Below are 26,201 nucleotides of genomic sequence, written 5' to 3' on the forward strand. Positions count from 1 at the left end.
TTTGTTCAGTTCAACGGGTCTGAGTCCGGTCGGCCTTTCTTCCACGTATCGAAGATGGCTCGGCCGTCACTCGGGTGACCGTTCGAATAATAAATCGGATAGAGCGAGAAGAAGACGTAATAAAACGAGAAATACGCGAATTGATACGTATAGAGCGTCGGTTCAATCTCTCGCATCAAGATGAAGGCGTTCACGAGCAAGATGCTCGATAGGTTGAAGATGGATCCGCCCGCGTACACGAGACTGCGGGTCAAGCGGTTGCTATATTTCAAGTCGCTGAACTGACACCACGCGTCATAGAAATAGACGCGGTTGAATTGCAGGCGCCCGACTTTGAATAACTTTTTACCGGTCCCAATCTCCATATCGAGCGAACCCCCAAATAGTTTCGCGAAGAAGAAGTGGCCGAATTGGTGGATAATCGTCACAATTGGCAAAATGATGAAAAACGAGATGATAAATTTGTCTAAATCGGTCCAATCGAACATGCTGTCCTAGCTCCTTTCCAAGCTCTACACCAAATTCCCCTCTTTTTCAAATCTGAAACTGTAAAAAAGTGAAAGAAATGTGACGATTCATAGTGAAAACGCTTCCATTTTTCCGTTATAATGGTGTCGTAACGCAGAAAAAAGGGGGACTTTACATGGGGACGAAAGTTGCAATCAATGGATTTGGTCGAATCGGGAGAATGGTGTTCCGGAAATTGATGCTTGAAGGGCGTCACGACGTGGTCGCCATCAATGCGAGCTATCCGGCGGAGACGCTCGCCCATCTGATTAAGCACGACACGGTCCACGGACCGTTCACACTCACGGTGAGGGCGCATGGGGATGCGCTTGAAGTCGATGGGAAACGCATCATGCTCGTCTCCGAGCGTGATCCGGAGCGGTTGCCGTGGAACGAGCTCGGCGTTGAAATCGTCATCGAGGCGACAGGGAAATTCAATTCAGACGTCGGGGCAACAAAACATTTGACGGCCGGTGCGAAGAAAGTCATTTTGACGGCGCCTGGGAAAGGCGAGCTGCGGACGATTGTCATGGGGGTGAACGATCGTGATTATTTACCGGAGCACGATCACATCATCTCGAACGCTTCGTGCACGACGAACTGTCTCGGCCCGGTCGTGAAAGTATTGGACTCGACGTTCGGCATCGAGACGGGGCTCGTCACGACCGTGCATGCCTATACGAATGATCAAAACAATATCGATAATCCGCATAAAGACTTACGACGCGCCCGTGCTTGTGGTAGTTCTATTATACCGACTTCGACCGGGGCTGCTAAAGCCATCGGACTCGTTTTACCTGAACTGCAAGGGAAACTGAACGGGATGGCGCTTCGCGTCCCGACACCGAACGTCTCACTCGTCGACCTCGTCGTCGAGTTACGCCGGGATGTGACGGTCGATGAAGTGAATGAGGCGTTCGAACGTGCCGCTCACGGAGAGATGACGGGTATCCTTGGTGTCTCGAACGAACCACTCGTCTCCATCGACTTCAACGGGGATGAGCGTTCGTCGATTATCGATACCGATTCGACGATGGTGCTCGGAGGCAATCATGTCAAAGTCCTCGCCTGGTACGATAACGAATGGGGTTATTCGTGCCGTGTCGTCGACCTGTTGGACATGGTCGCGAGCTACTTGCAAATCGGGCAACAAGAAACCCACGTCTGAAGAAATATATTTACACAAAAATATTTTTAAGGAATTGAAACAAATGTCTTGTATCGACGTCCCAAACGCGATACACTCTAACTCGTGAACTTCAATTGGTCTGACAAACGCAACTTAAAGGGTTAGGACCTCTTAGGACTAACTTGCCCCCGTGGTTGTGGGCGATTCAGGCACAAAGTGAGTGATCATCAACTACTTTGAGACCATTGATGTAAAGGGGGATCCACTAATATGGATACTATGGGACGTCACATTATTACAGAACTTTGGGAGTGCAATCCCGACAAATTGAACGATATCGACTACATCGAGCGCTTGTTCGTCGATGCAGCACTTCGTTCGGGCGCTGAAGTCCGCGAAGTCGCTTTCCACAAATTTGCGCCACACGGTGTAAGTGGGGTCGTTATCATCTCAGAATCACACTTAACGATTCACAGTTTCCCAGAGCATGGCTACGCATCAGTCGATGTGTTCACATGTGGGGACCGAATCGATCCAGCCACAGCTTCGCAATACATTGCGGAAGGCTTGGAAGCAAAAGTTCGTGAGGACGTTAAACTTGATCGCGGAATGGGACCGATTCGTGTTCCGGAAGCACAAGTTGCAATCAGCAAATAATCAGATTGACCTTTTGAGGCTGGCCGAATTTCGGTCAGCCCTTTTAATTGTTTTGTTAACCGCTTAATTTTGATATGCTTAACCTATATAAATAAGGTTTCGAGGTGGATAATGGGATTATTGGATAAGTTTCAAACACATGTCCAGACGGACGATTTGCATAAAAATGAGGCGCTACGCACACGTTACGTAGCAGCATCGCCGACCGCCGTGCTCACATGGCTCCGCGAACGGATTGAAGCACAAGGACAAACGGTTCGCCGGGTCGATGCAGACCGGGGCGAAGTGGCGTTTTACGGTGACGGCTGGGATGCACTGGCGACAGTCATTCAAGTGGATGGCGGACGCACGGCTGTCGACTTCACGTTGAACCGTGACCAGATGCTCGGACCGGACCTTGGTCAAATCGTCACCGCTTACTATGAGGCGCTGCAAGTGAAGTTCCCGCTCCGCGCCATCGGGAATCAATCTGTCGAACGATAAGGAGGGCTGAGCATGCGTTGTCCTAAATGCGATCATAATGGAACGAGAGTGCTCGACTCCCGACCAGTACAAGATTTCTATTCGATTCGTCGCCGTCGCGAATGCGAGGAGTGCGGCTATCGCTTCACCACGTTTGAAACGGTCGAACAGACACCGCTCATCATCGTCAAAAAAGATGGGAATCGGGAAGAGTTCAGCCGTGAGAAAGTGCTCCGCGGGATTATTCGGGCGTGTGAAAAACGTCCGGTCACGCTGGAGCAACTCGAAGGTGTGGTCACGAAAGTCGAACAGCAGTTACGGGCCCTGGGCCAATCGGAGATTCCGAGTGAACAAGTCGGTGAGCTCGTGATGAATGAATTGGCACGCGTCGATGAAGTGGCCTACGTCCGCTTCGCGTCCGTCTATCGCCAGTTCAAAGATATCTCTGTGTTCTTTAAAGAACTTGAAGATTTAATGAAGCAAGAGAAATCGACCAACTAGAGGGCGGCCTGCTGGTCGCCTTTTTTCAGGGGAGACCTATCATGGAAAAAGAACGAATCCTGTACGGGACTGACGAACTGTTGATTATGAGCACCGGGCTCATCGATCGCGAATCGTATCAGTCGTTGTATCACTTATATCAGCCGGTCATCGGCGTGAAGGCGCTCGCGATGTATCAGACGCTTTGGAGCGAGTTGAAACCCGGGAAGATGAAATCGAACTATATGTCCCACAGTGCGCTCTGTGAGATGCTCGACTACTCGATTAACGAGTTGACGGACTGTCTGTTCCGGCTCGAGGCGATCGGCCTCGTCCGGACGTATAAAACGAAAGACGAACGGTTGACACAATACGTGTATCAACTGCGCGTCCCGCTCGCACCCCATACGTTCTTGAACGACGGACTGTTGTCGAGTTTTCTCTTCTATAAAGTCGGAGAAGTCCGCTTCAAACAGTTGCAAGGGCGATTCACGATCGATCCATTGCCGGCCGGGATCATCGAGGTGACGAAAGACTTCAATGAAGTGTTCGACGTCAAAGGCGTCAATCATATGGCGTTCACCCAAAAGAACTACGAGAAACCGGACCGTGCCAAAATCGAAATCAACTATACGTTCGATATGGAAATCGTGAAAAAATTGACGAACTTCCCCGTCGGCTTCTTCACGAAGAAGCTCGATGAGACGATCACGAAGCTCGCTTACGTCTCCCAAATCGATGAAGAGACGATGGCCGAGATGTTGAAGGAGTATTTCGTTCACGAGGCGTATTTGCCGCTCAGTGAGCAAGAGAAGCGCGACGGTTGCCGCCAGATGGTCTTGCAGTTGAAGAAGAAACAGACACGCCATCGGAAAGTGAAGTCGGATGAGGCGGTAAAAGCAGACATCGGTGACTTGCATGACGTGACGGTCATGGAAGAAGCGCATCCGCATCAATACGTATCGACGCTACGGAAGACGCCGCAGTTGTCGAAGAGTGACGAGCAGCTCATCATCGACCTCGTCGATACGCTCGGGCTCGCACCTAGTGTCATCAATGCGTTGTTCTATTACTGCATCGAAGTGAAGAAACAGACGCGGCTCAGTGAGAATTATGTCATGCGGATCGCGACGAGTTGGAAAACGGCGGGCTATTTGAACGCCAAAGACGCGCTGGAACAAGAAGCGACACAAGACGCGCTCATCGAGAAGAAACAGCAGAAACGGGAGAACGTGCAACAGCGGACGACCGTCGGCTCGAGACGCAAAGACAATACCGAGATGCCGAAGTGGCTCGAGAACGAGGCGAAAGAGCAGCGGACGTACGATCAAAAACGAAAACAAGAGCTCGAGGCATCCGTGCCAGACGACGCGGAACTTGTCAAGCTGTTGAATGAATTGAAAGAGAGAGGATGAGGGACATGGAACGCATCAATCAAACGCTCGCCCAAATGATGAACCGGAAAGAAGTGCGGGAAGCGTACGAATCGATTCGCCGGCGCACCCTCGAACATCCAGAAGTCGTCGCCTTTTTAAAGGCGCATCCGGAGTTAGACGAGACGGCAGTCGAGGTCGGCTTCACGAAGCTCAGTGAATATGCAGAACAGATGGACGGCAAGAAGCTCGTCGAGGAGCAAGCCGTTATCCCGGGCCATCAGCCGGTACTCTATGTCGATCTCGGTCAAATCGCGATCCGTTATGAAGAGACGGTCAAACATCGTCAAGCACGACGCCAAAAAGAGATGGACCGGAAGTTCAAGAGTTTATTCTTGCCGGAAGAAGTGCGAGAGGCGAGTTTTGAATCGTTCGACTGGTCCGATGACGCCCGTAAAATCGCACTCCGCGAGTCGATGCGGTTCGTTTCGGGCATGAAGACCCGCCAAAAAGTGAACGGCTTATATCTCCACGGCAGCTTCGGCGTCGGGAAGACGTATTTGCTCGCAGCAATCGCCAACGAGCTGAAAGAGGCGGACATCGAGACGATTCTCGTCCACGCCCCGGGATTCGTCTCGGAAGCGAAACGGAAAATTCGGACCGACTCGTTCGATTCGTTTTTGACGTCGTTCCAACACGTGCCTGTGTTGTTGATTGATGACATCGGGGCCGAGGCCATCAGCCCGTGGGTACGGGATGAACTGTTCGGGATTATTTTGCAGTATCGCATGATGCATCGCTTGCCGACACTTTACAGCTCGAACTTCAGCGGGGAAGAGCTCGAGACCCACTTCTCGATTGATGGGTCGCCACAAAACAAAATGAAGGCGCAGCGGCTCATGCAGCGAATCTCGACGACGACGACACAAATCGAGTTAAAAGGTGAGAATCGCCGACGGTAAAGGGATTGTTTTTCTCGATTGAGTTGACTATACTAATAAGCATATAACCGATGCATGGAAGAGGACATGAGACGTCGTAACGGGTTTCAAAGCGAGGGAAGGCTGGTGAGAGCTTCCTAAACACGCCGATCGCCTTACTCCCTCAGAGCACCGTACGGGTCAATCGTGCGGCGATTCACACTCGTTATCGTGTGTTCGAGCCAAGCTTTCAGCTTGGGAACGAGGGTGGTACCACGAGAATCAAAGCTCGTCCCTTTCATAGGGATGGGCTTTTTTTATTTATTTTTAAACGTAGAGAGGGGAAGTTGACACATGATTCAATTGACATTTCCAGATGGGGCCGTCAAAGAGTTTGAGGCCGGAATCACAGCAGAAGAAGTAGCGGGTTCGATTAGCCCGGGACTCCGTAAAAAAGCGATTGCCGCAAAAATCGATGGTGAGATGATTGATTACCGTCGCCCGATCGAGCACGATGGGAAAATCGAGCTCGTCATGCCCGACTCAGAGGACGGCATCGACTTGATGCGCCACTCGTCGGCCCACTTAATGGCCCAAGCCATCAAACGGTTGTACGGTGAAGAAGGTAGCATCTACCTCGGGATCGGACCGACGATTGAGAACGGCTTCTATTATGACATCGAGATGGACCGCCGCATCAACGAGGAAGACCTTCCGGAAATCGAGAAGATGATGAAACGGATCGTCGACGAGAACTTGGATATCACACGCGAAGTCGTCTCACGCGACGAGGCGCTCGAGCGTTACAAACAGCTCGGGGACCCGCTCAAAATCGAATTGATTGAAGACATCCCGGCGAGCGAGACGCTCACGATTTACCATCAAGGTGAATTCTTCGACTTGTGCCGCGGGCCGCACGTCCCATCGACATCGAAATTGAAAGTGTTCAAGTTGATGAGCGTGGCCGGTGCATACTGGCGTGGCGACTCGGACAACAAGATGCTGCAACGCATTTACGGGACGGCGTTCGCGACGAAAGAACAACTCGCGGAACATTTGCGTCTGTTAGAAGAAGCGAAAGAGCGCGACCACCGCAAACTCGGGAAAGAGCTCGACCTCTTCTTCGTATCACAAGAAGTCGGTCAAGGCTTGCCGATGTGGCTCCCGAAAGGTGCCTCGATTCGTCGTACGGTCGAGCGTTATATCGTCGACAAAGAACTCGAGCTCGGTTACCAACACGTCTATACACCGGTCCTCGGTTCGGTCGACCTGTATAAGACATCGGGACACTGGGATCACTATCAAGACGACATGTTCCCGAAAATGGAGATGGACAACGAGGAGCTCGTCCTTCGTCCGATGAACTGTCCGCACCACATGACGATTTACAAACATGAGCCGCGCTCATACCGTGAGCTCCCGCTCCGCATCGCCGAGCTCGGTGGCATGCACCGTTACGAGATGTCTGGGGCGCTCACAGGCCTCCAACGCGTCCGTTACATGGTGTTGAACGACGGGCACACGTTCGTCACGCCTGAACAGATGAAGCAAGAGTTCAAAGATATCGTCCACTTGATTCAAGAAGTGTACGCCGACTTTGGTATTAAAGACTATCGTTTCCGTTTGTCGTACCGCGACCCGGCCGACAAAGAGAAGTACTTCGACAACGATGCGATTTGGGAAACAGCGCAACGTCAATTGAAAGAAACGATGGATGAGCTCGGCCTCCCGTATTTTGAAGCCGAAGGCGAAGCGGCGTTCTACGGACCGAAGCTTGACGTTCAAGTCCGGACGGCGCTCGGCAAAGAAGAGACGCTCTCGACGGTCCAACTCGACTTCTTGCTCCCAGAGCGATTCGATTTGACGTACACAGGGCCGGACGGCAAAGACCATCGCCCGATCGTCCTTCACCGTGGGGTCGTCTCGACGATGGAGCGTTTCGTTGCTTACTTGATTGAGGAGTATAAAGGGGCGTTCCCGACATGGCTCGCACCGGTCCAAGTCAAGTTGATTCCGGTCTCACACGTCCACGATGAGTACGTCGCAGAAGTGAAGGCAGAACTCGTCAAGCGCGGCGTCCGTGTCGAAACGGATCTCCGTGACGAGAAGCTCGGCTATAAGATTCGCGAAGCGCAGATGAAGAAGATTCCGATGACACTCGTCCTCGGCGACAAAGAACGCGATGAGCGTGCGGTCAACATCCGCCGCTACGGACAGCAAGAACAAGTATCGGCCACACTCGATGACTTCTTGGCATCGCTCACAGAAGAAATCGCGAACCGTTCACGTTAATCGGTCGACCATCCTTCACCGGAAGGGTGGTCGTTTTTTCGGTCTCAAGACGGATGCGGAACAAGCGATGGAAACGTAAGGTAGAAGAAAGGAGTGATTCATTTTGAATTATATGAAACCACTAGTGGCGCTCACGATCGGTTCGGTCGTCGCGACAAGCATGATACCTAAAGTAAACGCAGAAGCCATCGTCGATGACACAATCGTCACGCTCGGCGAATCGTTATCGGCCAGCCAACGGGACTGGGTGCTTGAACGAGTCGAGGCACCGGCCGGAATCGAACCGATTATCACGACCGCGGCCGATGAAGAGAAATATTTAGGGGATGCCGTCCCACAAGCGCAACGCGGAGGGGGTATGTACTCGTCGGCTCGGATTAAACTGACTGACGGGACCGGGCTCGATATCAAGACCGAGAACGTGACGTGGGTCACTGAAGATATGTATGCGAACGCACTGGTGACGGCCGGTGTGACCGATGCCGATATTTATATCACATCACCGATTCGCGTCACCGGGACGTCGGCACTTACGGGCATCATGAAGGCGTACGATCAGACCGCGGCAGAGACGGGCATTCAATTGTCCGAGGAGCGGAAAGACTTGGCGCAAGAAGAGCTGGCCGTCACGTCTGAAATCGGGAAGACGGTCGGACAAGAAGACGTGGCTGGTCTCATGAACGAGATTAAGGCGGCGATTGCCAACCAGGCGCCGGAGACGAACATCGAGATTCGTGATATCGTCATCCAAGTGTTGAATCAAAACAACGTCCAACTGTCGGACACACAGTTGACGCAGTTGACAACGCTGTTCGAGAACATGCAGCAGGCGAACCTCGACTGGGGTGCGATTAGCAACGGGTTGCAAGGGGCCGGTCAAGACGTTCAGGCGTTCCTCGAGACGGAGGAAGTCCAAGGCTTCTTCGCCCGATTGTTCGAAGCGCTCAGCAATTTCTTCAAGTCGTTGACGAATTGATCGACATTGACCACATGACAAATGGTATTAAAAAAGGGCGCTCGCCCTTTTTTAATACCATCGTTTATGAATATAATCGCGAGCGGACTCATGGTCATCTACAATTTTTAACGTGATTCGATTCATCTCTTCCAATAAGTCCGTCAAAATCGCTTCGAGCTTGGCATCACTTACCTCGTGGTGGAGCATCGTCTCTTGTACGATGTGTTTGATTTGGTCATGATAATCATGGTCATCCTTCACTTGCTTTCTCCAAGACACGGTCCATCCCTCCTTTTTTATTTTATTCCCTCGCAAAAGGTATTGCGAAACAGCGAAATGACTGTTATCATCATAAAAGTGTGAGCTACCAATTATTCATGCGCGAATTCTTGACATCTTAATCCTATTGGTGTTAAGATGACATAGTGATTAAATACAACAAAGCAGAAGCGCCCGCTTCTCACCTCGTCCGAACAGATTCGGTCAGGTCCATCATGTACGTGAAGCAGTCGAGGCTTGGTCTCTGCTGTCTCCGAAATGATGTGTGGGCGGGAAACTGCCGACGCTTTTTTTATTGCCATGTTGTCTTATCAATCTAAAACTCGTGCAACCGCACGATGGAGGTGCTAACCATTAGCAAAGAGCTCTTTATCAACGAAAACATTCGTGCCCGTGAAGTTCGCCTTATTGGAGCGGACGGTGCACAACTCGGTGTGCAATCGCGTAATGAAGCATTACGTTTAGCAGAAGAGGCTGAACTCGATCTCGTCTTGGTCGCCGACAAAGCTAACCCACCGGTCGCTAAAATCATGGACTATGGGAAATACCGTTTCGAACTTCAGAAGAAGGAAAAAGAAGCGCGTAAAAACCAAAAAGTCATCCAAATGAAAGAAGTGCGCCTCAGCCCGACAATCGAGGAAAACGATTTCCAAACGAAATTGCGTAACGCTCGCAAATTCCTTGAAAATGGTAACAAAGTGAAAGCGTCAATCCGCTTCCGCGGACGCGCCATCACACACTCGGAAATCGGCCGACGCGTCATGGAAAAATTGGCGGCGGAATGTGCCGACTTGGCAACAGTTGAGCAAAAGCCTAAGATGGAAGGACGCAGCATGTTCTTAGTGCTGGCTCCGAAGAAAGAAGATTAATCATCGAGTCATAGTGGGGAGGAAATACTCATGCCGAAAATGAAATCGCACCGTGGTGCTTCTAAACGTTTCAAACGTACTGCATCAGGTAAACTCAAGCGTTCACACGCTTACACAAGTCACTTGTTTGGTAACAAATCGACTAAAGCGAAACGTAAGCTCCGTAAAGGTGCTATCGTCTCAGCTGGAGACTTCAAACGCATTCGCAACATGATCGCGAAGTAATACAGAAAGAATTTAGGAGGGAAACCATATGCCACGCGTAAAAGGCGGTTATACGACTCGTCAACGTCGTAAAAAGCAAATCAAGCTTGCCAAAGGTTATTTTGGCTCGAAACACATTCTATTTAAAGTAGCAAAACAACAAGTCATGAAGTCACTCATGTACGCTTACCGTGACCGTCGTCAGAAGAAACGTGATTTCCGTCGTCTTTGGATTACACGTATCAATGCGGCAGCACGTACAAACGGTCTTTCATACAGCCGTATGATGCACGGCCTCAAGCTTGCAGGAATCGACATCAACCGTAAGATGCTTGCTGAGCTTGCTGTGACAGATGCACAGGCATTCGCGTCACTTGCTGATACAGCTAAATCAAAATTGAACGCGTAATCGTTCAATCGACAGCGCCGAGACCTTATCTCGGCGCTTTCTTTTTTCGGATAAATTCCTTAAACTTAAGATAAGGAGGACGGACTATGAATCCATCTGTCTTGGCCATCGTCGCATTGGCCCTCATCGTCTTGAACGTCTACACGTATGTGCAAGCGAAACGGTACACGCTCGGAGAAGGTGATTTCAACGTCTTATATGCTTATGCCGGCGGTGCGATCGGCGCGCTGTTCGGGCTCCATTTGACGCGTAAAAAGGCGGTTCATGCCCCAAAAAGCGTTCAAATACAAGTATTGATTTTGGCAGTCGGCTGGTCTTTAATGATTTTAGTACTGCTTTGAATGCAGAATAGGAGGAGCAACCGGTGAAATGGACAACATTATTTGATCGGCAGCGTGAATTAGATGAGCGGATCAAAGAAGAACATCAACTATCCGGGAACCAATTTGATGAGCGGCTGCTCGCTTTGCTCGTCGAACTTGGGGAACTCGCCAATGAGACCCGTAGTTTTAAATTTTGGTCAACGAAGGGCCCGTCGCCTCAAGACGTGATCTTAGAAGAGTATGTCGACGGCATTCATTTCCTATTGTCGCTCGGTCTTGCCCTCGGGTATGAACGCGATTCGTTCCCGGCAGGTAGCTCGTATCTTGATGCGACTGACGCTTTTTTGGACGTGTTCCGCAAAGTGACGAACTTTGGTTTGTCGAAAACGGAACCGATGTACGAGACGCTGATGGCGGCTTATCTCGAACTGGGCTATACGCTCGGCATCAATGAAGAGTTGATGGTGATGGCGTATATGGCCAAAAATGAAAAGAACCATGAGCGACAAAATCAAGGTTATTAATCGAAACGAAGGAGCGATGTCCCATGAACGAATCATTACATATGCTGAAACGCTTGACGGATGCCACGGGTGTCCCGGGAAATGAAGGAGAAGTCCGCTCATTGATGCGTGAGTATTTAGAGCCTCACGTCGAATCATTCGAACAAGATGGCCTAGGCAGTCTGTTTGGACGGGTGACGGGCAAGGCGGACGGACCGCGTGTCATGATTGCCGGCCATATGGATGAAGTCGGCTTCATGGTGACTCGAATCGAAGAAGGTGGCTTCTTACGTTTCCAAGCGCTCGGTGGCTGGTGGAACCAAGTGTTGCTCGCGCAACGCATGGACGTCGTCACACGCTCAGGCGAAAAAATCCCTGGGGTCATTGGCGCGAAACCGCCGCACGTGCTTCCACTCGAGGCGCGCAAGAAACCAGTCGAGATTAAAGATATGTTCCTCGATATCGGCGCGACATCGAAAGATCAAGTCGCGGAGTGGGGCATTCGTCCGGGTGATACGGTCGTCCCGCACTGTGAGTTCACGGTTATGAAAAATGAAGACTTCTTGATGGCGAAAGCATGGGATAACCGAATCGGTTGTGCCATCGCCATCGAGGCGGCGAAACGATTGAAAGACGACGAAGTTCCGGGTGTCGTCTTTACAGGAGCGACGGTCCAAGAAGAAGTCGGGTTGCGCGGTGCCGTCACGGCAGCCAACTTGGTCAAATCGGACGTCGCCATCGCCGTCGATACGGGGATTCCTGGAGATACACCAGGGATGACAGCGGCAGAAGGATTGTCGAAACTCGGGGAAGGCGTCCAAGTCATCTTCTTCGATGCGACGACCATCACGAACCCGCGTCTCATCGATTTAATCGTCGAAGTGGCGAAAGAGAACGACATCAAATACCAATTGGATTTGACACCGGGCGGTGGAACAGACGCAGGTCGCTTCCATTTGGCAGGAGTCGGGATGCCGGCCGTCGCGCTCACGGTACCGGTCCGTTATTTGCATACGAATGTCTCCATCATTCACAAAGCAGATTATGAAGCAGCCGTCGATTTGGTCGTAGCGCTCACGAAACGACTCGACCACGAAACGGTTCAATGGTTGAAAGAGGGATAATATGACGAAAATCACGTCTACGAAAAGTGAGACGATTAAGCGCTTAAAGCGGTTAATGACGAAAAAAGGCAGACAAGAGTCCGGACAATTTTTGGTCGAAGGCGAGCATTTGGTCGACGAAGCCATCCGTGCCGGACGTCTCGTCCAGCTGATTATGGGGGAGTCGTATACCCCGAAAGGATCATGGCGCCTCGATGAGATGCCGGTCCTCGAGCTATCCGACCATGTGGCCGATTTGTTATCAGAGACGGAGAAAACGCAAGGTGTTTTCGCTGTCGTCAAGATGGCCCCGGTCGAACGGAAAATGAAGCATGTGCTCGTCCTCGATCGCATCCAAGACCCGGGTAACCTCGGGACGATGATTCGGACGGCCGACGCGGCCGGCTTTGATACGGTCCTGCTCGGAAAAGGGACGGTCGACCCGTTCAATGCCAAAGTCGTACGAGCGACACAAGGCTCCTTGTTCCACGTCAACGTGAGCTCGGTCGATTTGCTTGAGACGTTGCCTGAGTTGAAGAGCGAAGGCTTCCAGATTTATGGTACGGCGCTCGCTAAAGCGACGTCGTACGAACAAGTCGATTTCAGTGACAAGGTCGCGCTCGTCATCGGCAACGAGGCACAAGGCGTGCATCACGACGTGCTCGATCTATGTGACACACGCGTTCATATCCCGGTACTCGGCGATGCTGAATCGTTGAATGCAGCTGTCGCGGCCGGTATTCTCATGTATCGCATCGCATTACAATAACCTTGTCAGCACTGACGAATCGTGATAGGTTAATTACATCGAACAAAATAACGAATAGACGTTGAAAGAGCATAGTACGCGAACTACCGAACGAGTACAGGGAGCATGGGCCGAGACTGCGAGCCGATGCCTTGGTCGGCGCTGAATTCACTCTCGAGTCGTGTTGGAGACAACACCGGGGTAGCATCCCGATACCGATGCTCTCAAGTGGGCCGATTTCGGCCAAGTAGGGTGGTACCGCGATTATTCGTCCCTTCAGTCATCGACTGAAGGGACTTTTTTTTGTAGAGGAGGAAATAAGAATGAAAGAACAGTTGGAACAATTACAACAAGAGGCGCTGCACGAGATTCAAGCGGCCGCATCGCAAAAAGAATTGAACGATGTCCGCATCAAATATTTAGGGAAAAAGGGACCGATGACCGAGGTGCTCCGCGGGATGGGGAAACTCACTCCTGAAGAACGTCCTGCCGTCGGCGAACTCGTCAACACGGTCCGGACAACGATCCAGGACACGTTAGAGGCACGGATCGAGGAAGTGAAGGCGGTCGAACTCGAAGCGAAACTTGCGGCGGAAACGATCGATGTCACGCTCCCGGGTCGGACGTCACTGCCAGGACATACGCATTTGCTCCAACAAATCGTCGACGAGATGGAAGATCTGTTCGTCGGTCTCGGGTACACAATCGCCGAAGGTCCAGAAGTCGAGACGGATTTGTATAATTTCGAGATGCTCAACCTTCCGAAAGACCATCCGGCCCGCGATATGCAGGATTCGTTCTATGTCACAGACGAAACGCTCCTCCGGACGCATACGTCGCCTGTTCAGGCGCGGACGATGCTCCAAGCAGAAGGGAAGCCGATTCGTATCATCTGCCCGGGCAAAGTGTACCGTCGCGACGAGGATGATGCGACACACTCGCATCAGTTCATGCAAATCGAAGGGCTCGTCATCGATGAGCATATCTCGATGGCTGATTTGAAAGGGACGCTCGAGTCGTTCGTCAAGCAGCTGTTCGGTGAGACGCGTGAGATTCGTCTCCGTCCGAGCTTCTTCCCGTTCACCGAGCCGTCGGTCGAAGTCGATATCTCTTGTTTCAAGTGCGGCGGCAAAGGCTGCAACGTCTGTAAGAAGACCGGCTGGATTGAGATTCTTGGTAGCGGGATGGTGCATCCACGTGTACTCGAGATGGCAGGCTATGATTCGACGAAGATGTCTGGTTTCGCATTCGGAATCGGTGTCGAACGGATGGCGATGTTAAAACATGGGGTGGACGATATCCGCCACTTCTATACAAACGACTTACGCTTCATCGAGCAATTCTAAGGGGGATCACACATGTTATTATCAAAAAAATGGTTGAATCAATATATTGATGTATCCGATTTGAGCGGAGAAACGCTCGGCGACTTAATCACGAAAAACGGGATTGAAGTCGAGAGCGTCGTCAGCCGGTCTGAAGGCTTGTCGGGACTCGTCGTCGGACACGTCCTCACGTGCGAGAAGCATCCGGAGGCCGACAAATTGAACGTGACGACGGTCGATATCGGTGCGGACAGCCCGGTCCAAATCGTCTGTGGCGCGCCGAACGTGGCCGCCGGTCAGCACGTCATCGTGGCGACCGTCGGCGCGCGTCTCCCGGGACTGAAGATCAAGAAAGCGAAGCTGCGCGGCGTCGAGTCGCAAGGGATGATTTGCTCGCTCGAGGAACTCGGGTTCGAGAAGAAGCAGATTCGTGAAGATGAGCAGGACGGCATTCACACGTTCCGCGAACCGGTCGAAGTCGGGGCTGACGTCATCCGCCTGTTAGACCTCGACGATGAAGTGATCGAGCTCGGTTTAACACCGAACCGCTCGGACTGCTTGAGCCTTTACGGAATCATTCATGAAGTCGCGGCCATCCTCGAACGTCCATACACATTACCGGCTGCCGACGTGACGACAGATGTCGCGAACACGGTCAGCGTTCGTCTCGAGACGGACAACTGTCCGTATTACGCGACTCGCCGTGTCGACGGCGTCGTCATCGGTGACTCGCCGCAATGGTTGAAAAACATCTTGATTGCTGAAGGCGTCCGTCCGATCAACAACGTCGTCGACGTGACGAACTACGTCATGCTCGAGCTCGGTCAACCGCTTCATGCGTTCGATACGGCGAAACTCGGAACGACGATTGCTGTTCGTCAAGCACATGACGGGGAAGAAATCGTCACGCTTGATGACGTCACGCGCACGCTCGATGCCTCGATGATGGTTATCACCGACGGCGAGAAGCCTGTCGCCATCGCCGGCGTCATGGGTGGAGCGAACACTGAAGTCGATGCGACGACGTCGAGCATCATCCTCGAGTCGGCCTACTTCGTACCGGCATCGGTCCGTAAGACGAGCCGTGTACTCGGCTTACGTTCAGATTCGAGTGCCCGCTTCGAAAAAGGGGTCGATCCGGAACGCCTGCAACTGGCGCTTGACCGTGCGGCTGAACTCATCGTCGAAGTGAGCGGTGGCACAATCAGTGACATCGTCGTGGCTGGGGACAAAGCCTCGGCGGCACGGACGATTGACGTCTCGGTCGCTTATATCAACCATCGACTCGGAATGGAGCTCGAGCAAGCGACGATCGTCCGCATCTTGGAACGACTCGGTCTCGATGTGACCGGGGACGAGACGTTGACGGTCCATGTACCATCGCGTCGTCCTGACTTAGAGTTGCCGGCTGATATCACGGAAGAAGTGGCACGCCTCTACGGCTATGACAGCCTTCCGTCGAGCCTTCCGGCGTCACACTCGAAAGGGTACCTCCCGAAAGAGAACGTGTTGCGTCGTCGCGTCCGTCGTATCCTACAAGGCGCAGGATTGTCGCAAGCCATCACGTACTCGCTCACGAGCGTCGAGAACGCCTCGCGCTTCAGTGGGGCCGACTTGGCACAAGTGAACTTGGCGATGCCGATGAGCGAAGAGCGTTCGGTGCTCCGGACATCGCTCATCCCAGGTCTGCTCGAGGCGGCACGTTATAATACGTCGCGTCAACAAGCGAACGTACGGTTGTATGAGACAGGGCGTGTCTATGTCGAACAAGGCGAGACGTTGCCACGTGAAACGGAGCGGGTCGCCGGCGTATTGACGGGACTCTGGTACGATCATCGTTCACAAGGCACACGTGTCCCGGTCGACTATTTCGTCGCCAAAGGTGCCGTCGAGACGCTCTTGTCTGCGCTACGCATCGAAGCGACGTATGAGGCGGCCGTCATTGCGGATATGCACCCAGGTCGTACCGCAAACGTGCTCATCGATGGACGTGTCATCGGTTACGTCGGACAAGTCCACCCGGGCGTGTCCAAAGACGTGTACGGGTTGAAAGAAGTATACGTCTTCGAACTTGACTTGGACGTGTTGCAACAGACTGCCGAGCTCATCTATGAAGATGTGCCACGTTTCCCATCGATCACACGCGACTTGGCGCTCGTGTTGAAACGGGATATCCCGGCCGGTCAAGTCGAAGCGACGATCAAACAGGCGGCTGGACCGCTCCTGATTGACCTCGCCTTGTTCGATGTCTATATCGGGGAGAACGTAGGGGACGACGAGAAATCAATCGCCTTCTCGCTCAAATATCAAGATCCGACCCGCACGCTTCAAGATGAAGAAGTGACGGCGTCTTATGAAGCGATTCTCACTGCCGTGCAAACGGCGCACGGTGCGGAAGTTCGCGCATAACTTAAAAAATGGTGTCCACACGAGGTGGGCACCATTTTTTATTATTGAACTTCGAGTGCCAAGTCGCCGAACTTTGTCCAACCGACGAGGCATGTCACTTTATACAAGACGAGCGTGACGACGGCCGGAAGGACGACTCCGGTCCCGACGAAGATGAGAAACGCGTCCATGCCTTGCGCGGCAAGGATGTTGAGCGGCGCAATCAATGAGTTGAGCCCGAGTCCCGCAATCTCATAAGGCACTTCGAGTGAGAAGACGAGTGTCGCGATCGGTGCGCTGATCATCGCTGCGATGAACGGCGGCATGAGAACACGAGGGTTTTTGACGACGTTCGGGAACTGAACTTTCGGTGTGACGAAGAACGAGGCGACCAAACCGCCCGGATCTGTTTGACGATATGCCATGAGTGTGAAGCCGACGAACTGGGCCGTACATCCGATCAACGCGGCGGCACTGGCGACCGGGTCGAGTTGAAGTGCGATGGCGAGGGCAGCCGATGAAGCCGGCGACATGAGCATGACACTGAATACGAGCGCGATGACGAGCGATGTCGCGATTGGCGACGTATTGACCGACGCGGTGATGCTAGCGCTAATCGAGTTGATAAGCGGTGTCGTGACGGCGGCTGCGCCGACGCCGACGATGCCGCCTCCGAGGACGGCTGTGACCGGGACGACCATCATATCGAATTTCGTCTTGCCGAGGACACGTTTACCTAACCATACCGCAGCCGCTGCTGCGATCAAGGCGCTGATTGGTTGACCCGGAACGAGGACGAGCCCGCTCTCGGTCGCTTGGAGCGCCGCACCACCGACGGTTGCCGCAATCATCGAGCTGAACAAAATGAGCGTGTTGCCGCCGAGCTGATAAGCGACACCGGCACCGAGAGCCGGGGCGAGCAATGATTTCGCGACTTGCCCGATCAAGACGAGTGTCTCGATGCCGGCCATCTTCCCAATCGTTTCAATCAAGAGTCCGACCCCGAGCGTGACGAGGACGGCGCTTGCCATTCCTGCTGATATTTTGATCATTCGATCCATTGCGTACTGTTTCACTTCCATCATCTCCTCTATGTGTGTCAATCCAATAAAAAAACCTATCCGGATGGGATAGGCGCGTCGGTCATTCCATGAGCGCCTCGTCCGAAACCATCGAAACAAGGGCCCAAAAATTCGTCTCGGTCATCGAGTCGATTTTTAGTCCCTCAGTCGAATAATAATCAGTAGGCCGTGTTGCGCATGGGTTTTCATCATTGCCAGCTCCTCCGTTTGTTAAGATTTGTCTAAGAGTAACACGATGATTTTCAATAATCAATATTTTCTGAAAATTTATTTGAAAATATTTGGGAAGCGAACAAAAACAGAGGTGGCCACTTTTCAAATGAAAGCGTCACCTCTGTTGAATTGATGCGTTATGACGTGCTGGCTGCGAATGAGCCGACTTGTTGATCGATGAAGGCCATCGAGATCGAATTGAAGTGATCGGGCTGGTCGACATTGACGACGTGGCCCGAGTCCGAGACGACTTGGACGTGTGCCGTCGGTTGATGTTTGGCGGTCCGTTCGACGGCTTCAAGGAACATGTAGTCCTCGTCACCCATAATATAGAGAATCGGTACGTTCGTCTCGATTGACGAGAAATGACGAAGCAATGGATTCATATTCTCGGTCATCTTGAACCAACGAATGAACTCACGCTGACACAGGTTGGCCGCGTCGCGGACGAACATCATGCGTGATTTCTTATGCCGTTTTTTCGGTAACAAAATCCACGCGAACAATTGATATAGCCACATGTATGGCACGAAGCTCTGCACGAGACTGCCGAGGCGAATCAACAACGTCGAGCGGACGTTGAACTTGACGATGGCCCCGCCGAGTACGACCGAAGCGATTCGCTCCGGATGGTGCTCGAACATCGCTTGAATGACAATCGTCCCGAGTGATAAGCCGACCATGTGACCTTTTTCAATCTGTAAGTGGTCCATGACTTCGACGACATCTTCGACAACGACGTCGAGCGTATACGCGTTCAGCGGTTGATTCAACGACTGTTCTGCGTTGTAAGAGCCGCCGTGTCCACGTAAATCGAGCAGGAGCACGTTATATTTCTTTTTGAACGGCCGAATTTGACGATACCAATGCGACAGACTTCCACCCGCGCCATGGATAAAGATGACCCAAGGGTGGTCGTCGCTTAATGTGTACGTTTTATAATGCAACATGAACGCTATCCTCCAAAAATTTTTAAGTTCATTAAACCCTAAAAACAATATACCATATCTACAAATGTAGGACTATCGTTTCAACTCGCTCAAGCGGATTGCTTTTTTCGTGTTGGCGAAGTGAACTTTCGCGACCTCGTTCAAGCGGGCTTGACCGTAACGAAGAATCAAATCGGCCGCGACTTGGTCGACTTTGGCGCCGGCACCTTTCGGTAACGTGACCCCGAGCGTCGCACTCAACTTGTCCATTTCTTTTAAGAACAAGGCGCGGGCGAGAATGGAGGCAGCGGCCACAGCGACATGCAGTCCTTCCGCTTTCGTCGAGAAATAGACATCATCTTTGACGACAGCTTTTTCAGAACGAAGATGGTTGTAGTAGACGTTCTTTTCAGCGAACTGATCGATTAAAATCGCGTCTGGTGTCGCATCGAGCTTCTGCAATAAGGCGGACAGAGCGGCGTTATGGGCGATGGCCGTCATTTTGCCTTGCGTCATCGTCCGTTGCATCTTATTATACGCCGGATTATGAAGCGTCGCCTTCTGATAGGTGATGGTGACGTGCAAGTCTTTGGCGATGCGGACGATTTCTGTGTCCGACAACAGTTTGGAATCTTTGACCCCGAGTTCTTTGACGAGGGCGATTTTCTCTTTTGGCACGTAGGCGGCGACGACGACGAGCGGTCCGAAATAATCACCTTTTCCAACTTCGTCACTCCCGATGACGGACCAGTCCGAAAAGCCTTCCGGTAGAACATTTTTCGGAACACTCGGTTCTTTTTTAATGCTCGTTCCCCATTTGGCGGCTTCCGTGTCGGCATCGCGTCCCTGGAACATGACTTTACCCGAATTGTAGACCGTAATCACACACTGAGGTGTTTTGGCACTGAATCGTGCGTGTGGCGGAGGCTTGACTGAATGGGCCCGATAACTCGCGATGAGTTCCTCCTGGGCGGCAACTGATAATTTGATGACTTGATTGCCCAATGTGAGCACTTCCTTTCTAACGCTAGCAAATCAATCTTACATTTTTTTTAGATATTTTGAAACCAAAGTTTCGCTCTAAACGTATAGACAAGTGAGTCAAGAAAGAAGCGAGGTGAGTCGGAGATGTGGTGGCGCGATGACATGGATGAAGATGAGGCAGAATCTCTCTATAAACATATTCTCGAGCTTGAGGCTCGGATTGCAAAACTGATCGCCCATCAAGTCAGGGTGCGTCGCTTGCTCATGCAGGAATCGTCGGAAGCGGCGACCGAGCAAATCATTGCGTTACAAGCAGAAGTCGATCACTATTTGTCACTGCTGCGACAAGAACGGACGGAGGCGGTCGATCGCTATAATCGCTTGCGTCTCGAGCAGACGTTAGGACGGGTCCGCCAGTCTGTCGGTCAACCGAGCCGACCGTTGGCAGAGTGGGACACGATTGAACAGGCGCTCGCGCTCGAAGTCGAACATTTGCGCCGCGTTCTTTCGTACGAACGACAGCGACGCGCCGAGGAGGAGTGGTAATGGAATCGTTAGATCAGCTGTATTGGTGGGTACTCATCATCGCGGGTCTCGGGACATTCGTGTACATGATTTTTTCAGATGCGTTCGATGTATTTGATGGTTGGTTCAATCCCGCCGTCATCTTATCCTTTTTAGCGCTCGGTGCGGGCATCGGATTGATTTTAAACGCGCTTGCCCACGTGTCACCGATGATTGGGCTCGCCGTCGCCCTCGTCGGTTCATTCGCGCTCACGACGCTCCTGTACTTATTCATCCTCTTGCCGCTGTCGAACGCGGAAGAATCGATCGGAATGACCGATGAATCGCTCGTCGGACTTGTCGGGCGATTGACCGTCCCTGTTCCTGAAGGCGGATACGGTGAAGTACTCGTCGAGTCAGTCATCGGTTCGATTTTGAAGACGGCCCAAAGTGTAGACGGCAAGGCGATTCCAAGTGATCGCCGTGTCATCATCATCGAAGTCGAACGAAACATTGCGGTCGTCATGGAATATGACGAGCCGACAATCCGAAAGGAGTTTTAATCTATGAGCACAGCCATTTTAGCCAGTATTATCGTCGGGGTGATCTTACTTGCCTTGATTTTCGTCTTCGTCTTGAAGTATCGCACGGTCGGACCGGATGAGGCGTTGATTGTTACCGGAAGTTACTTAGGAAAAAAGAACGTCCATAGCGATGCGTCCGGCAACCGCGTCAAAATCATCCGTGGGGGCGGAACGTTCGTCTTGCCGGTGTTCCAGCAGGCAGAACCGCTCAGCCTACTCTCGAGCAAGCTCGAGGTGACGACGCCGGAAGTGTATACCGAGCAAGGTGTACCGGTCATGGCGGACGGGACAGCCATCATCAAAATCGGCGGCTCGATCAGTGAGATCGCCACGGCGGCCGAACAATTCCTCGGCAAACCAAAAATTGAACGCGAGAACGAGGCGAAGGAAGTGCTCGAAGGTCACCTCCGGTCGATTCTCGGTTCGATGACAGTCGAAGAGATTTATAAAAACCGCGACAAGTTCTCACAAGAAGTACAACGCGTCGCCTCACAAGATTTGGCCAAGATGGGCCTCGTCATCGTCTCGTTCACAATCAAAGATGTTCGTGACAAGAACGGCTATCTCGAATCGCTCGGGAAACCGCGAATCGCTCAAGTGAAGCGCGATGCCGATATTGCCACGGCCGAAGCGGACAAAGAGACGCGCATCAAACAAGCGGAAGCGATGAAGGACGCGAAGAAAGCGGAACTCGAACGGGCTTCGGAAATCGCGGAAGCCGAGAAGGAGAACCAGCTTCGCATCGCGGCATATCGTCGTGAACAAGACGTGGCCAAGGCCCGCGCCGACCAAGCGTACGAACTCGAAGAGGCCCGCGCCAAACAGGAAGTCACGGAGCAACAGATGCAGGTCCAAATCATCGAGCGTCAAAAGCAAATCGAGCTCGAAGAGAAAGAAATCATGCGTCGTGAGAAACAGTATGACTCAGAAGTGAAGAAGAAAGCCGATGCCGATCGTTACGCGATCGAACAGTCTGCCGAAGCCGACAAGGCTCGTCAAATCGCCTCAGCCGACGCCGAGAAGTACCGTATCGAAGCGGAAGCGAAAGCCGACGCCGAACGGGTCCGCCTCGCCGGTGTGGCCGAGGCCGATTCGGAACGAGCGAAAGGTGAAGCGGAAGCCGAGATTATCCGCTTGACGGGTCTCGCCGAAGCGGAAGCGAAACAAAAGATTGCCGAAGCGTTCGAGCAGTATGGTCAAGCCGCCATCCTCGACATGGTCGTCAAGATGCTTCCGGACTATGCGAAACAGATCGCGGCACCGCTTGGCAATATCGACAAGATTACGGTCGTCGATACGGGCAGCGGCAAAGACGGCGGAGCCGGAAAAGTCACGGGTTATGCCACTGACTTGATGGCGTCGCTACAACAGACGCTCAAAGCGTCGTCAGGAATCGATATGAAAGACTTACTCGACAACTTTGCTGGAAAAGGCAACGTTCAGCCTAGTGCGAGTCGCGAGTTGAGCGAATCGACGTTCGCTGCGACGGAAGAATAAGCAGGAAGCCACAGACACGTCATCGTCTGTGGCTTTTTGTTTCACGCTCATTCCCCTAAATTTGAAACGAAAGGCTTCAAACTCAATCGATTTCTGACGATAAGTGAGATGTCAGACCATTAGAGAGAGGAAGTAGCTATTATGAAAAAATCACTCATCATCGGCTTGTTGGCCGCATGTGTGACTTGGTTGCCAGGTTGTCAGTCTGTGATTGACCAGCCCGAAGCAACTGTGGAAACCCGTCAATCGATGGGCGTCGTGCTATCTGATGTTGGTCTTGGGGACCAATCGTTCAGCGACGCGGCGATGCGCGGCATGGGACAACTTCGTGAGACGGGGGAATGGTTCGTCGATTACCGCGAGCTTACAGAGACAGAGACGTATAAAGCCGGATTTGAACAGCTCGTCGCCGACGGACACGATGTCATCATCGGCCTTGGATTCGCGTGTCAGGAGGACTTGGAGACGGTGGCGGCCGAATATCCGGAGCAACAATTCGCATTGATTGATGCCGTCTCGACGTTGCCGAACGTTATGTCCGTGACGTTCAAAGAGACGGAAGGTAGTGCGCTCGCCGGGGCAGTCGCGGGGCTCGAGACGGAATCGAACAAGATTGGGTTCATCGGCGGAGTCGATAACGAATTGATTAACAAGTTCGGGACCGGTTTCGAACTCGGAGCAAAAAGCGTCAACAACGACGTGACGATGCTCGTCGACTATGCGAACGATTTTGCCTCACCTGAACTCGGTCGCAAGTTGGCGGAGAAGCAAATCAAGGCCGGAGCGGACGTCTTATATGCGGCAGCTGGACTGACCGGGGTCGGTGTGTTGGAAACGGCTGAGCGGAACGGTGTGAAGGCGATCGGTGTCGACAGCGATCAATCGATGATCGCACCGGATGCGGTCATCACGTCGATGTTGAAACAAGTCGACTTGGCCATCGTCGAAATCGCGAATCGAATTGAGGACGAAGCGTTCAGTGCCCACGTCGAACTCGGGATGGATGAAGGCGGTGTCGGATTGGCCGCGCTTCGTCGCGTCCAATTTGATGAAGACGAGATGAAACGGTTCGAAGCGTTTCAGAAACAGTTGATGGAGGGGACGCTGAAATGAGCTTACGGAAACGGTTTATCTTCTCTACCGTCTTCACGGTCTTGTTGATTGTGTTGATGATGAGTTATGTATTATCGACGCTCAACCGATTGCAGACGTACAATGAACAGTACGGCTCGCAAATGATCGAGCTGTCACAGCTCGAGACGTCGCTCTTGCAAGAACAGTCACTTTGGACATCGCTCGGAGAGCAGATGAGCCAATCGACAGTGACGCAACTCGAGCGCATCCGGGCGACGAACGGGGAAACGTTCGCGATGCTCGAACAAACATATTTGATTCCGGAATTTGCGACGCACCTGGAACGGGCGACGACGAAATATGAACGGATTGAAGCCGAAGTGGAGGCGGCCGAGGCCGCAGGGATTGCGGCCCGAATTCAAGCGGCCAAGCTTGAAGGCGTGTTGAACGATGTGAACACGCTCCTCTTGAAAAACGGAACGTTCTACGAGGCGCTACAGGCCGAAGCGGCGAGCGAGACGAAACGTCTGTTTCTCGTTTCGATTTTGTTGACCGCTTTCGTCATCGCGGCACTCAGTGTCTATAACTTCTTCTTCGCCCGCTCGATCACGCATCCGCTCGAGCGAAACGTTGAGGCGGCGGAAGCAATCGCGGCTGGCCGGTTGATTTCATTGCCGGATTCGACGCGACGTGACGAAATCGGACGTTTGGAACGGGCCATGCAAGAGATGACGTTGTCTCTACAGACGGTCATCGGGTCCATCCGTGTCACGTCGATGAAAGTGAACGATATGACGGAGACGGCGGCCGCCGAGAACGAGGCCGTGGTCAGCACGACGTCGAACATCACGAATGCGGTCGATGAGATGGCGAATGGGGCCCAGTCGATTGCGACCGAACTGCAAGAGACGCTCGAATCGGTCGGAATCATGGCGACCTCGTTCGAGACGAGTTTGAACCAGACGAAGCAGACGACCGAACAGACGACCGAGATGACCCGTGAGGTCGCGGCCGGCATCGAGACGCTGACGGATCAGGAGGCGATCCTAGAGCGTTCGAGCGCGCGCAACGCATCACTCGTCCATCGGATGGATGACTTCGCCCGAAAGACCGAAGAAATCGAGAAGATGGCGAAACTCGTGGAAGACGTCGCCGCCCAGACGAATCTGCTCGCCTTGAACGCCGCCATCGAAGCGGCACGCGCCGGAGAAGCCGGACGCGGGTTTGCGGTCGTCGCCAGCGAAGTGAAGAAGTTGGCGGAAGAAAGCAACGTGGCGACACGTTCAATTTTCGGCGTCGTGCAGACGATTCGCGATGAGGTCGTCCGCTTGACGGACATGGTCGAAGAATCGAGTCGTGAGCAGACGGCACAGCTTGAAGCGTTCGGATTGACGAAGCAGGCGTTCAGTCGAATCCATGATCGGACCGATCACGTCGCCTCGTTCGTCGGGACAATCGAACGCGAGATGGTCGCATCGAGCACGGAAGTCACGAACGTGTTGAAACGGGTCGAGGAAGTGAGCGGCGTGACCGAGGAACTCGCAGCCGGTAATGAAGAAGTCGCGGCCTCGATGAAAGAACAGCAAGCGAGCTTCGATCAAATTTTCGCCTTGATGCAAGAATTAGAAGGGCAGGCCGCAGCACTCGCGAGCCAAGTCCAACATTTTGAAGAGCACTGAGACAAGTTTCGGCTTGTCTCTTTTTTGTCGTCTCGAAACGGAAGAGACGCCCGCGCTTCTGTGTCAGGAGCGCGCCAGAACCGTCAAAGGCGGACCGGGCGCACCGATGCCCATTTCCTCATACTAGAGGAGAGACTCACGCGAGGAGGAGACGTATGGAAAAGTGGAGACGGTATGTCATCGTGCTGCTCGTCGGACTATTCATTGGGGTGGGCTACATGTTTTACTCGAAAGAACCGGAGACACCGATGGTCGAACAGTTCGTCGCGACACCCGAGCCGGAGGTCGAACCGAGTGTCCCGACCGAAATCGTCGTCTATGTGACCGGGGCGGTCGAGGCGCCCGATATGTATACGATGCCGCAAGGGGCCCGTGTCGGGGACGTGCTGTCTCTCGCCGTCTTGACGGCCGAGGCCGATCCCGAACAATTGAATTTGGCCCAATTGCTCGTCGATGGGACGAAAGTGAGCGTCCCGAAAAAGGGGGAGACGGTCGTTATGCCGGCCGCTGAAGAAGCGAACGGGGGGACGAACGGGGTCCATGTCAACAGTGCGACGAAAGACGAACTGATGACCGTACCGGGCATCGGTCCGGCCAAAGCCGAGGCGATTCTCAATCATTTGAAACAGCATGGGCCGTTCAAGTCGTATGAAGAGATTGGCAACGTCAAAGGGTTCGGGGAGAAGACGTTAGAAAGCATGGAAGGCTATCTGTTGGTTCCATGAC

The 26,201-nt window shown here is 52.7% G+C and carries 28 protein-coding genes; 23 read left to right on the forward strand and 5 right to left on the reverse strand.

The window, feature by feature from the left end; all coding sequences use genetic code 11:
- Positions 1 to 5 precede the first annotated feature (5 nt).
- On the reverse strand, positions 6 to 488 hold the full coding sequence (locus tag KNP83_RS04410) for a site-2 protease family protein (protein WP_214717500.1): 483 nt from the start codon (positions 486 to 488) through the stop codon (positions 6 to 8).
- Positions 489 to 643: 155 nt separating this feature from the next.
- Here KNP83_RS04410 and KNP83_RS04415 point away from each other — a divergent pair, with 155 nt between their 5' ends.
- From KNP83_RS04415 to KNP83_RS04450, 8 genes are all read left to right on the forward strand, one after another.
- On the forward strand, positions 644 to 1,675 hold the full coding sequence (locus KNP83_RS04415; RefSeq protein ID WP_214760888.1) for a glyceraldehyde-3-phosphate dehydrogenase: 1,032 nt from the start codon (positions 644 to 646) through the stop codon (positions 1,673 to 1,675).
- A gap of 231 nt (positions 1,676 to 1,906) precedes the next feature.
- Positions 1,907 to 2,293 carry an adenosylmethionine decarboxylase gene (speD, locus tag KNP83_RS04420; RefSeq protein ID WP_029595188.1) on the forward strand — a complete coding sequence of 129 codons (387 nt, stop codon included), beginning with the start codon at positions 1,907 to 1,909 and terminating at the stop codon, positions 2,291 to 2,293.
- Positions 2,294 to 2,404: 111 nt separating this feature from the next.
- Complete coding sequence (locus tag KNP83_RS04425) at positions 2,405 to 2,776, forward strand: hypothetical protein (RefSeq protein ID WP_214717496.1); 372 nt, start codon at positions 2,405 to 2,407, stop codon at positions 2,774 to 2,776.
- 12 nt (positions 2,777 to 2,788) lie between these two features.
- Positions 2,789 to 3,256 carry a transcriptional regulator NrdR gene (gene nrdR, locus KNP83_RS04430; protein ID WP_021065634.1) on the forward strand — a complete coding sequence of 156 codons (468 nt, stop codon included), beginning with the start codon at positions 2,789 to 2,791 and terminating at the stop codon, positions 3,254 to 3,256.
- 41 nt (positions 3,257 to 3,297) lie between these two features.
- Positions 3,298 to 4,650 carry a DnaD domain protein gene (locus KNP83_RS04435; RefSeq protein ID WP_214760890.1) on the forward strand — a complete coding sequence of 451 codons (1,353 nt, stop codon included), beginning with the start codon at positions 3,298 to 3,300 and terminating at the stop codon, positions 4,648 to 4,650.
- Between the two features lie 5 nt (positions 4,651 to 4,655).
- Positions 4,656 to 5,570, forward strand: coding sequence for a primosomal protein DnaI (dnaI, locus tag KNP83_RS04440; protein WP_214760892.1), 915 nt, complete (start codon positions 4,656 to 4,658; stop codon positions 5,568 to 5,570).
- 312 nt (positions 5,571 to 5,882) lie between these two features.
- Positions 5,883 to 7,820: a threonine--tRNA ligase gene (gene thrS, locus KNP83_RS04445; protein WP_214760894.1), complete on the forward strand. Its 1,938-nt coding sequence runs from the start codon at positions 5,883 to 5,885 to the stop codon at positions 7,818 to 7,820.
- A 112-nt stretch (positions 7,821 to 7,932) separates the two neighbouring features.
- On the forward strand, positions 7,933 to 8,796 hold the full coding sequence (locus KNP83_RS04450; protein WP_214761658.1) for a DUF1002 domain-containing protein: 864 nt from the start codon (positions 7,933 to 7,935) through the stop codon (positions 8,794 to 8,796).
- Between the two features lie 51 nt (positions 8,797 to 8,847).
- Here the strand turns inward: KNP83_RS04450 and KNP83_RS04455 are convergent, their stop codons facing one another.
- Complete coding sequence (locus KNP83_RS04455; protein WP_214760897.1) at positions 8,848 to 9,057, reverse strand: hypothetical protein; 210 nt, start codon at positions 9,055 to 9,057, stop codon at positions 8,848 to 8,850.
- Between the two features lie 338 nt (positions 9,058 to 9,395).
- On the opposite strand from KNP83_RS04455, the gene infC reads away from it, so the two are divergent.
- The 9 genes from infC to pheT all read left to right on the forward strand — a co-directional run bounded on the left by infC (position 9,396) and on the right by pheT (position 16,950).
- Positions 9,396 to 9,926 (forward strand): translation initiation factor IF-3, encoded by a 531-nt coding sequence (gene infC, locus KNP83_RS04460; RefSeq protein WP_128122205.1) that lies wholly within the window; start codon positions 9,396 to 9,398, stop codon positions 9,924 to 9,926.
- Between the two features lie 30 nt (positions 9,927 to 9,956).
- Entirely contained in the window at positions 9,957 to 10,151 is a 195-nt protein-coding gene (gene rpmI, locus KNP83_RS04465; RefSeq protein WP_021065641.1) for a 50S ribosomal protein L35, read from the forward strand.
- 28 nt (positions 10,152 to 10,179) lie between these two features.
- Positions 10,180 to 10,539 carry a 50S ribosomal protein L20 gene (rplT, locus tag KNP83_RS04470; RefSeq protein ID WP_021065642.1) on the forward strand — a complete coding sequence of 120 codons (360 nt, stop codon included), beginning with the start codon at positions 10,180 to 10,182 and terminating at the stop codon, positions 10,537 to 10,539.
- A gap of 86 nt (positions 10,540 to 10,625) precedes the next feature.
- Positions 10,626 to 10,880: a hypothetical protein gene (locus KNP83_RS04475; protein ID WP_128122206.1), complete on the forward strand. Its 255-nt coding sequence runs from the start codon at positions 10,626 to 10,628 to the stop codon at positions 10,878 to 10,880.
- A gap of 23 nt (positions 10,881 to 10,903) precedes the next feature.
- Positions 10,904 to 11,386, forward strand: coding sequence for a dUTP diphosphatase (locus KNP83_RS04480; RefSeq protein ID WP_214760899.1), 483 nt, complete (start codon positions 10,904 to 10,906; stop codon positions 11,384 to 11,386).
- A 23-nt stretch (positions 11,387 to 11,409) separates the two neighbouring features.
- Positions 11,410 to 12,489, forward strand: coding sequence for a M42 family metallopeptidase (locus KNP83_RS04485; protein ID WP_214760902.1), 1,080 nt, complete (start codon positions 11,410 to 11,412; stop codon positions 12,487 to 12,489).
- A 1-nt stretch (position 12,490) separates the two neighbouring features.
- Positions 12,491 to 13,237, forward strand: coding sequence for a TrmH family RNA methyltransferase (locus KNP83_RS04490; protein WP_214760903.1), 747 nt, complete (start codon positions 12,491 to 12,493; stop codon positions 13,235 to 13,237).
- Positions 13,238 to 13,539: 302 nt separating this feature from the next.
- Positions 13,540 to 14,562 (forward strand): phenylalanine--tRNA ligase subunit alpha, encoded by a 1,023-nt coding sequence (gene pheS, locus KNP83_RS04495; protein WP_214760905.1) that lies wholly within the window; start codon positions 13,540 to 13,542, stop codon positions 14,560 to 14,562.
- Positions 14,563 to 14,574: 12 nt separating this feature from the next.
- Positions 14,575 to 16,950, forward strand: a complete 2,376-nt coding sequence (pheT, locus tag KNP83_RS04500) for a phenylalanine--tRNA ligase subunit beta (RefSeq protein WP_214760907.1) — start codon at positions 14,575 to 14,577, stop codon at positions 16,948 to 16,950.
- Between the two features lie 41 nt (positions 16,951 to 16,991).
- Here the strand turns inward: pheT and KNP83_RS04505 are convergent, their stop codons facing one another.
- The 3 genes from KNP83_RS04505 to rnhC all read right to left on the reverse strand — a co-directional run bounded on the left by KNP83_RS04505 (position 16,992) and on the right by rnhC (position 20,158).
- Positions 16,992 to 18,014 carry a PTS sugar transporter subunit IIC gene (locus tag KNP83_RS04505; protein ID WP_214761659.1) on the reverse strand — a complete coding sequence of 341 codons (1,023 nt, stop codon included), beginning with the start codon at positions 18,012 to 18,014 and terminating at the stop codon, positions 16,992 to 16,994.
- Between the two features lie 347 nt (positions 18,015 to 18,361).
- Entirely contained in the window at positions 18,362 to 19,174 is an 813-nt protein-coding gene (locus tag KNP83_RS04510; protein ID WP_214760909.1) for an alpha/beta fold hydrolase, read from the reverse strand.
- 72 nt (positions 19,175 to 19,246) lie between these two features.
- Positions 19,247 to 20,158, reverse strand: coding sequence for a ribonuclease HIII (gene rnhC, locus KNP83_RS04515; RefSeq protein ID WP_214760911.1), 912 nt, complete (start codon positions 20,156 to 20,158; stop codon positions 19,247 to 19,249).
- 123 nt (positions 20,159 to 20,281) lie between these two features.
- Between rnhC and KNP83_RS04520 the strand changes: the two genes are divergently transcribed.
- From KNP83_RS04520 to KNP83_RS04545, 6 genes are all read left to right on the forward strand, one after another.
- A complete protein-coding gene (locus KNP83_RS04520) occupies positions 20,282 to 20,683 on the forward strand; it encodes a hypothetical protein (RefSeq protein WP_214760914.1) in 402 nt (133 codons plus the stop codon).
- Positions 20,683 to 21,204: an NfeD family membrane protein gene (locus tag KNP83_RS04525; RefSeq protein WP_214760917.1), complete on the forward strand. Its 522-nt coding sequence runs from the start codon at positions 20,683 to 20,685 to the stop codon at positions 21,202 to 21,204. The genes KNP83_RS04520 and KNP83_RS04525 overlap by 1 nt, the downstream gene beginning before the upstream one ends.
- 3 nt (positions 21,205 to 21,207) lie before the next feature.
- Positions 21,208 to 22,722, forward strand: coding sequence for a flotillin lipid rafts scaffold protein FloT (locus tag KNP83_RS04530; protein ID WP_214760920.1), 1,515 nt, complete (start codon positions 21,208 to 21,210; stop codon positions 22,720 to 22,722).
- 141 nt (positions 22,723 to 22,863) lie between these two features.
- Positions 22,864 to 23,835, forward strand: a complete 972-nt coding sequence (locus KNP83_RS04535) for a BMP family lipoprotein (protein WP_214760922.1) — start codon at positions 22,864 to 22,866, stop codon at positions 23,833 to 23,835.
- Positions 23,832 to 25,475 carry a methyl-accepting chemotaxis protein gene (locus KNP83_RS04540; protein ID WP_214760924.1) on the forward strand — a complete coding sequence of 548 codons (1,644 nt, stop codon included), beginning with the start codon at positions 23,832 to 23,834 and terminating at the stop codon, positions 25,473 to 25,475. Before KNP83_RS04535 ends, KNP83_RS04540 begins: the two co-directional genes overlap by 4 nt.
- A 155-nt stretch (positions 25,476 to 25,630) precedes the next feature.
- A complete protein-coding gene (locus KNP83_RS04545; protein WP_214760925.1) occupies positions 25,631 to 26,200 on the forward strand; it encodes a helix-hairpin-helix domain-containing protein in 570 nt (189 codons plus the stop codon).
- The last annotated feature ends 1 nt before the right edge of the window (position 26,201 follow it).

The organism is Exiguobacterium sp. s146 (genome assembly GCF_018618415.1).
Lineage (GTDB): Bacteria > Bacillota > Bacilli > Exiguobacteriales > Exiguobacteriaceae > Exiguobacterium.

Excerpts from the sequence above, each read along its gene's own strand:
- KNP83_RS04410 (WP_214717500.1), bottom strand. The coding sequence starts at position 488 with ATGTTCGATTGGACCGATTTAGACAAATTTATCATCTCGTTTTTCATC.
- KNP83_RS04415 (WP_214760888.1), top strand. The coding sequence starts at position 644 with ATGGGGACGAAAGTTGCAATCAATGGATTTGGTCGAATCGGGAGAATG.
- speD (WP_029595188.1), top strand. The coding sequence starts at position 1,907 with ATGGATACTATGGGACGTCACATTATTACAGAACTTTGGGAGTGCAAT.
- KNP83_RS04425 (WP_214717496.1), top strand. The coding sequence starts at position 2,405 with ATGGGATTATTGGATAAGTTTCAAACACATGTCCAGACGGACGATTTG.
- nrdR (WP_021065634.1), top strand. The coding sequence starts at position 2,789 with ATGCGTTGTCCTAAATGCGATCATAATGGAACGAGAGTGCTCGACTCC.
- KNP83_RS04435 (WP_214760890.1), top strand. The coding sequence starts at position 3,298 with ATGGAAAAAGAACGAATCCTGTACGGGACTGACGAACTGTTGATTATG.
- dnaI (WP_214760892.1), top strand. The coding sequence starts at position 4,656 with ATGGAACGCATCAATCAAACGCTCGCCCAAATGATGAACCGGAAAGAA.
- thrS (WP_214760894.1), top strand. The coding sequence starts at position 5,883 with ATGATTCAATTGACATTTCCAGATGGGGCCGTCAAAGAGTTTGAGGCC.
- KNP83_RS04450 (WP_214761658.1), top strand. The coding sequence starts at position 7,933 with ATGAAACCACTAGTGGCGCTCACGATCGGTTCGGTCGTCGCGACAAGC.
- infC (WP_128122205.1), top strand. The coding sequence starts at position 9,396 with ATGGAGGTGCTAACCATTAGCAAAGAGCTCTTTATCAACGAAAACATT.
- rpmI (WP_021065641.1), top strand. The coding sequence starts at position 9,957 with ATGCCGAAAATGAAATCGCACCGTGGTGCTTCTAAACGTTTCAAACGT.
- rplT (WP_021065642.1), top strand. The coding sequence starts at position 10,180 with ATGCCACGCGTAAAAGGCGGTTATACGACTCGTCAACGTCGTAAAAAG.
- KNP83_RS04475 (WP_128122206.1), top strand. The coding sequence starts at position 10,626 with ATGAATCCATCTGTCTTGGCCATCGTCGCATTGGCCCTCATCGTCTTG.
- KNP83_RS04485 (WP_214760902.1), top strand. The coding sequence starts at position 11,410 with ATGAACGAATCATTACATATGCTGAAACGCTTGACGGATGCCACGGGT.
- KNP83_RS04490 (WP_214760903.1), top strand. The coding sequence starts at position 12,491 with ATGACGAAAATCACGTCTACGAAAAGTGAGACGATTAAGCGCTTAAAG.
- pheS (WP_214760905.1), top strand. The coding sequence starts at position 13,540 with ATGAAAGAACAGTTGGAACAATTACAACAAGAGGCGCTGCACGAGATT.
- pheT (WP_214760907.1), top strand. The coding sequence starts at position 14,575 with ATGTTATTATCAAAAAAATGGTTGAATCAATATATTGATGTATCCGAT.
- KNP83_RS04505 (WP_214761659.1), bottom strand. The coding sequence starts at position 18,014 with ATGATGGAAGTGAAACAGTACGCAATGGATCGAATGATCAAAATATCA.
- KNP83_RS04510 (WP_214760909.1), bottom strand. The coding sequence starts at position 19,174 with ATGTTGCATTATAAAACGTACACATTAAGCGACGACCACCCTTGGGTC.
- KNP83_RS04520 (WP_214760914.1), top strand. The coding sequence starts at position 20,282 with ATGTGGTGGCGCGATGACATGGATGAAGATGAGGCAGAATCTCTCTAT.
- KNP83_RS04525 (WP_214760917.1), top strand. The coding sequence starts at position 20,683 with ATGGAATCGTTAGATCAGCTGTATTGGTGGGTACTCATCATCGCGGGT.
- KNP83_RS04530 (WP_214760920.1), top strand. The coding sequence starts at position 21,208 with ATGAGCACAGCCATTTTAGCCAGTATTATCGTCGGGGTGATCTTACTT.
- KNP83_RS04535 (WP_214760922.1), top strand. The coding sequence starts at position 22,864 with ATGAAAAAATCACTCATCATCGGCTTGTTGGCCGCATGTGTGACTTGG.
- KNP83_RS04540 (WP_214760924.1), top strand. The coding sequence starts at position 23,832 with ATGAGCTTACGGAAACGGTTTATCTTCTCTACCGTCTTCACGGTCTTG.
- KNP83_RS04545 (WP_214760925.1), top strand. The coding sequence starts at position 25,631 with ATGGAAAAGTGGAGACGGTATGTCATCGTGCTGCTCGTCGGACTATTC.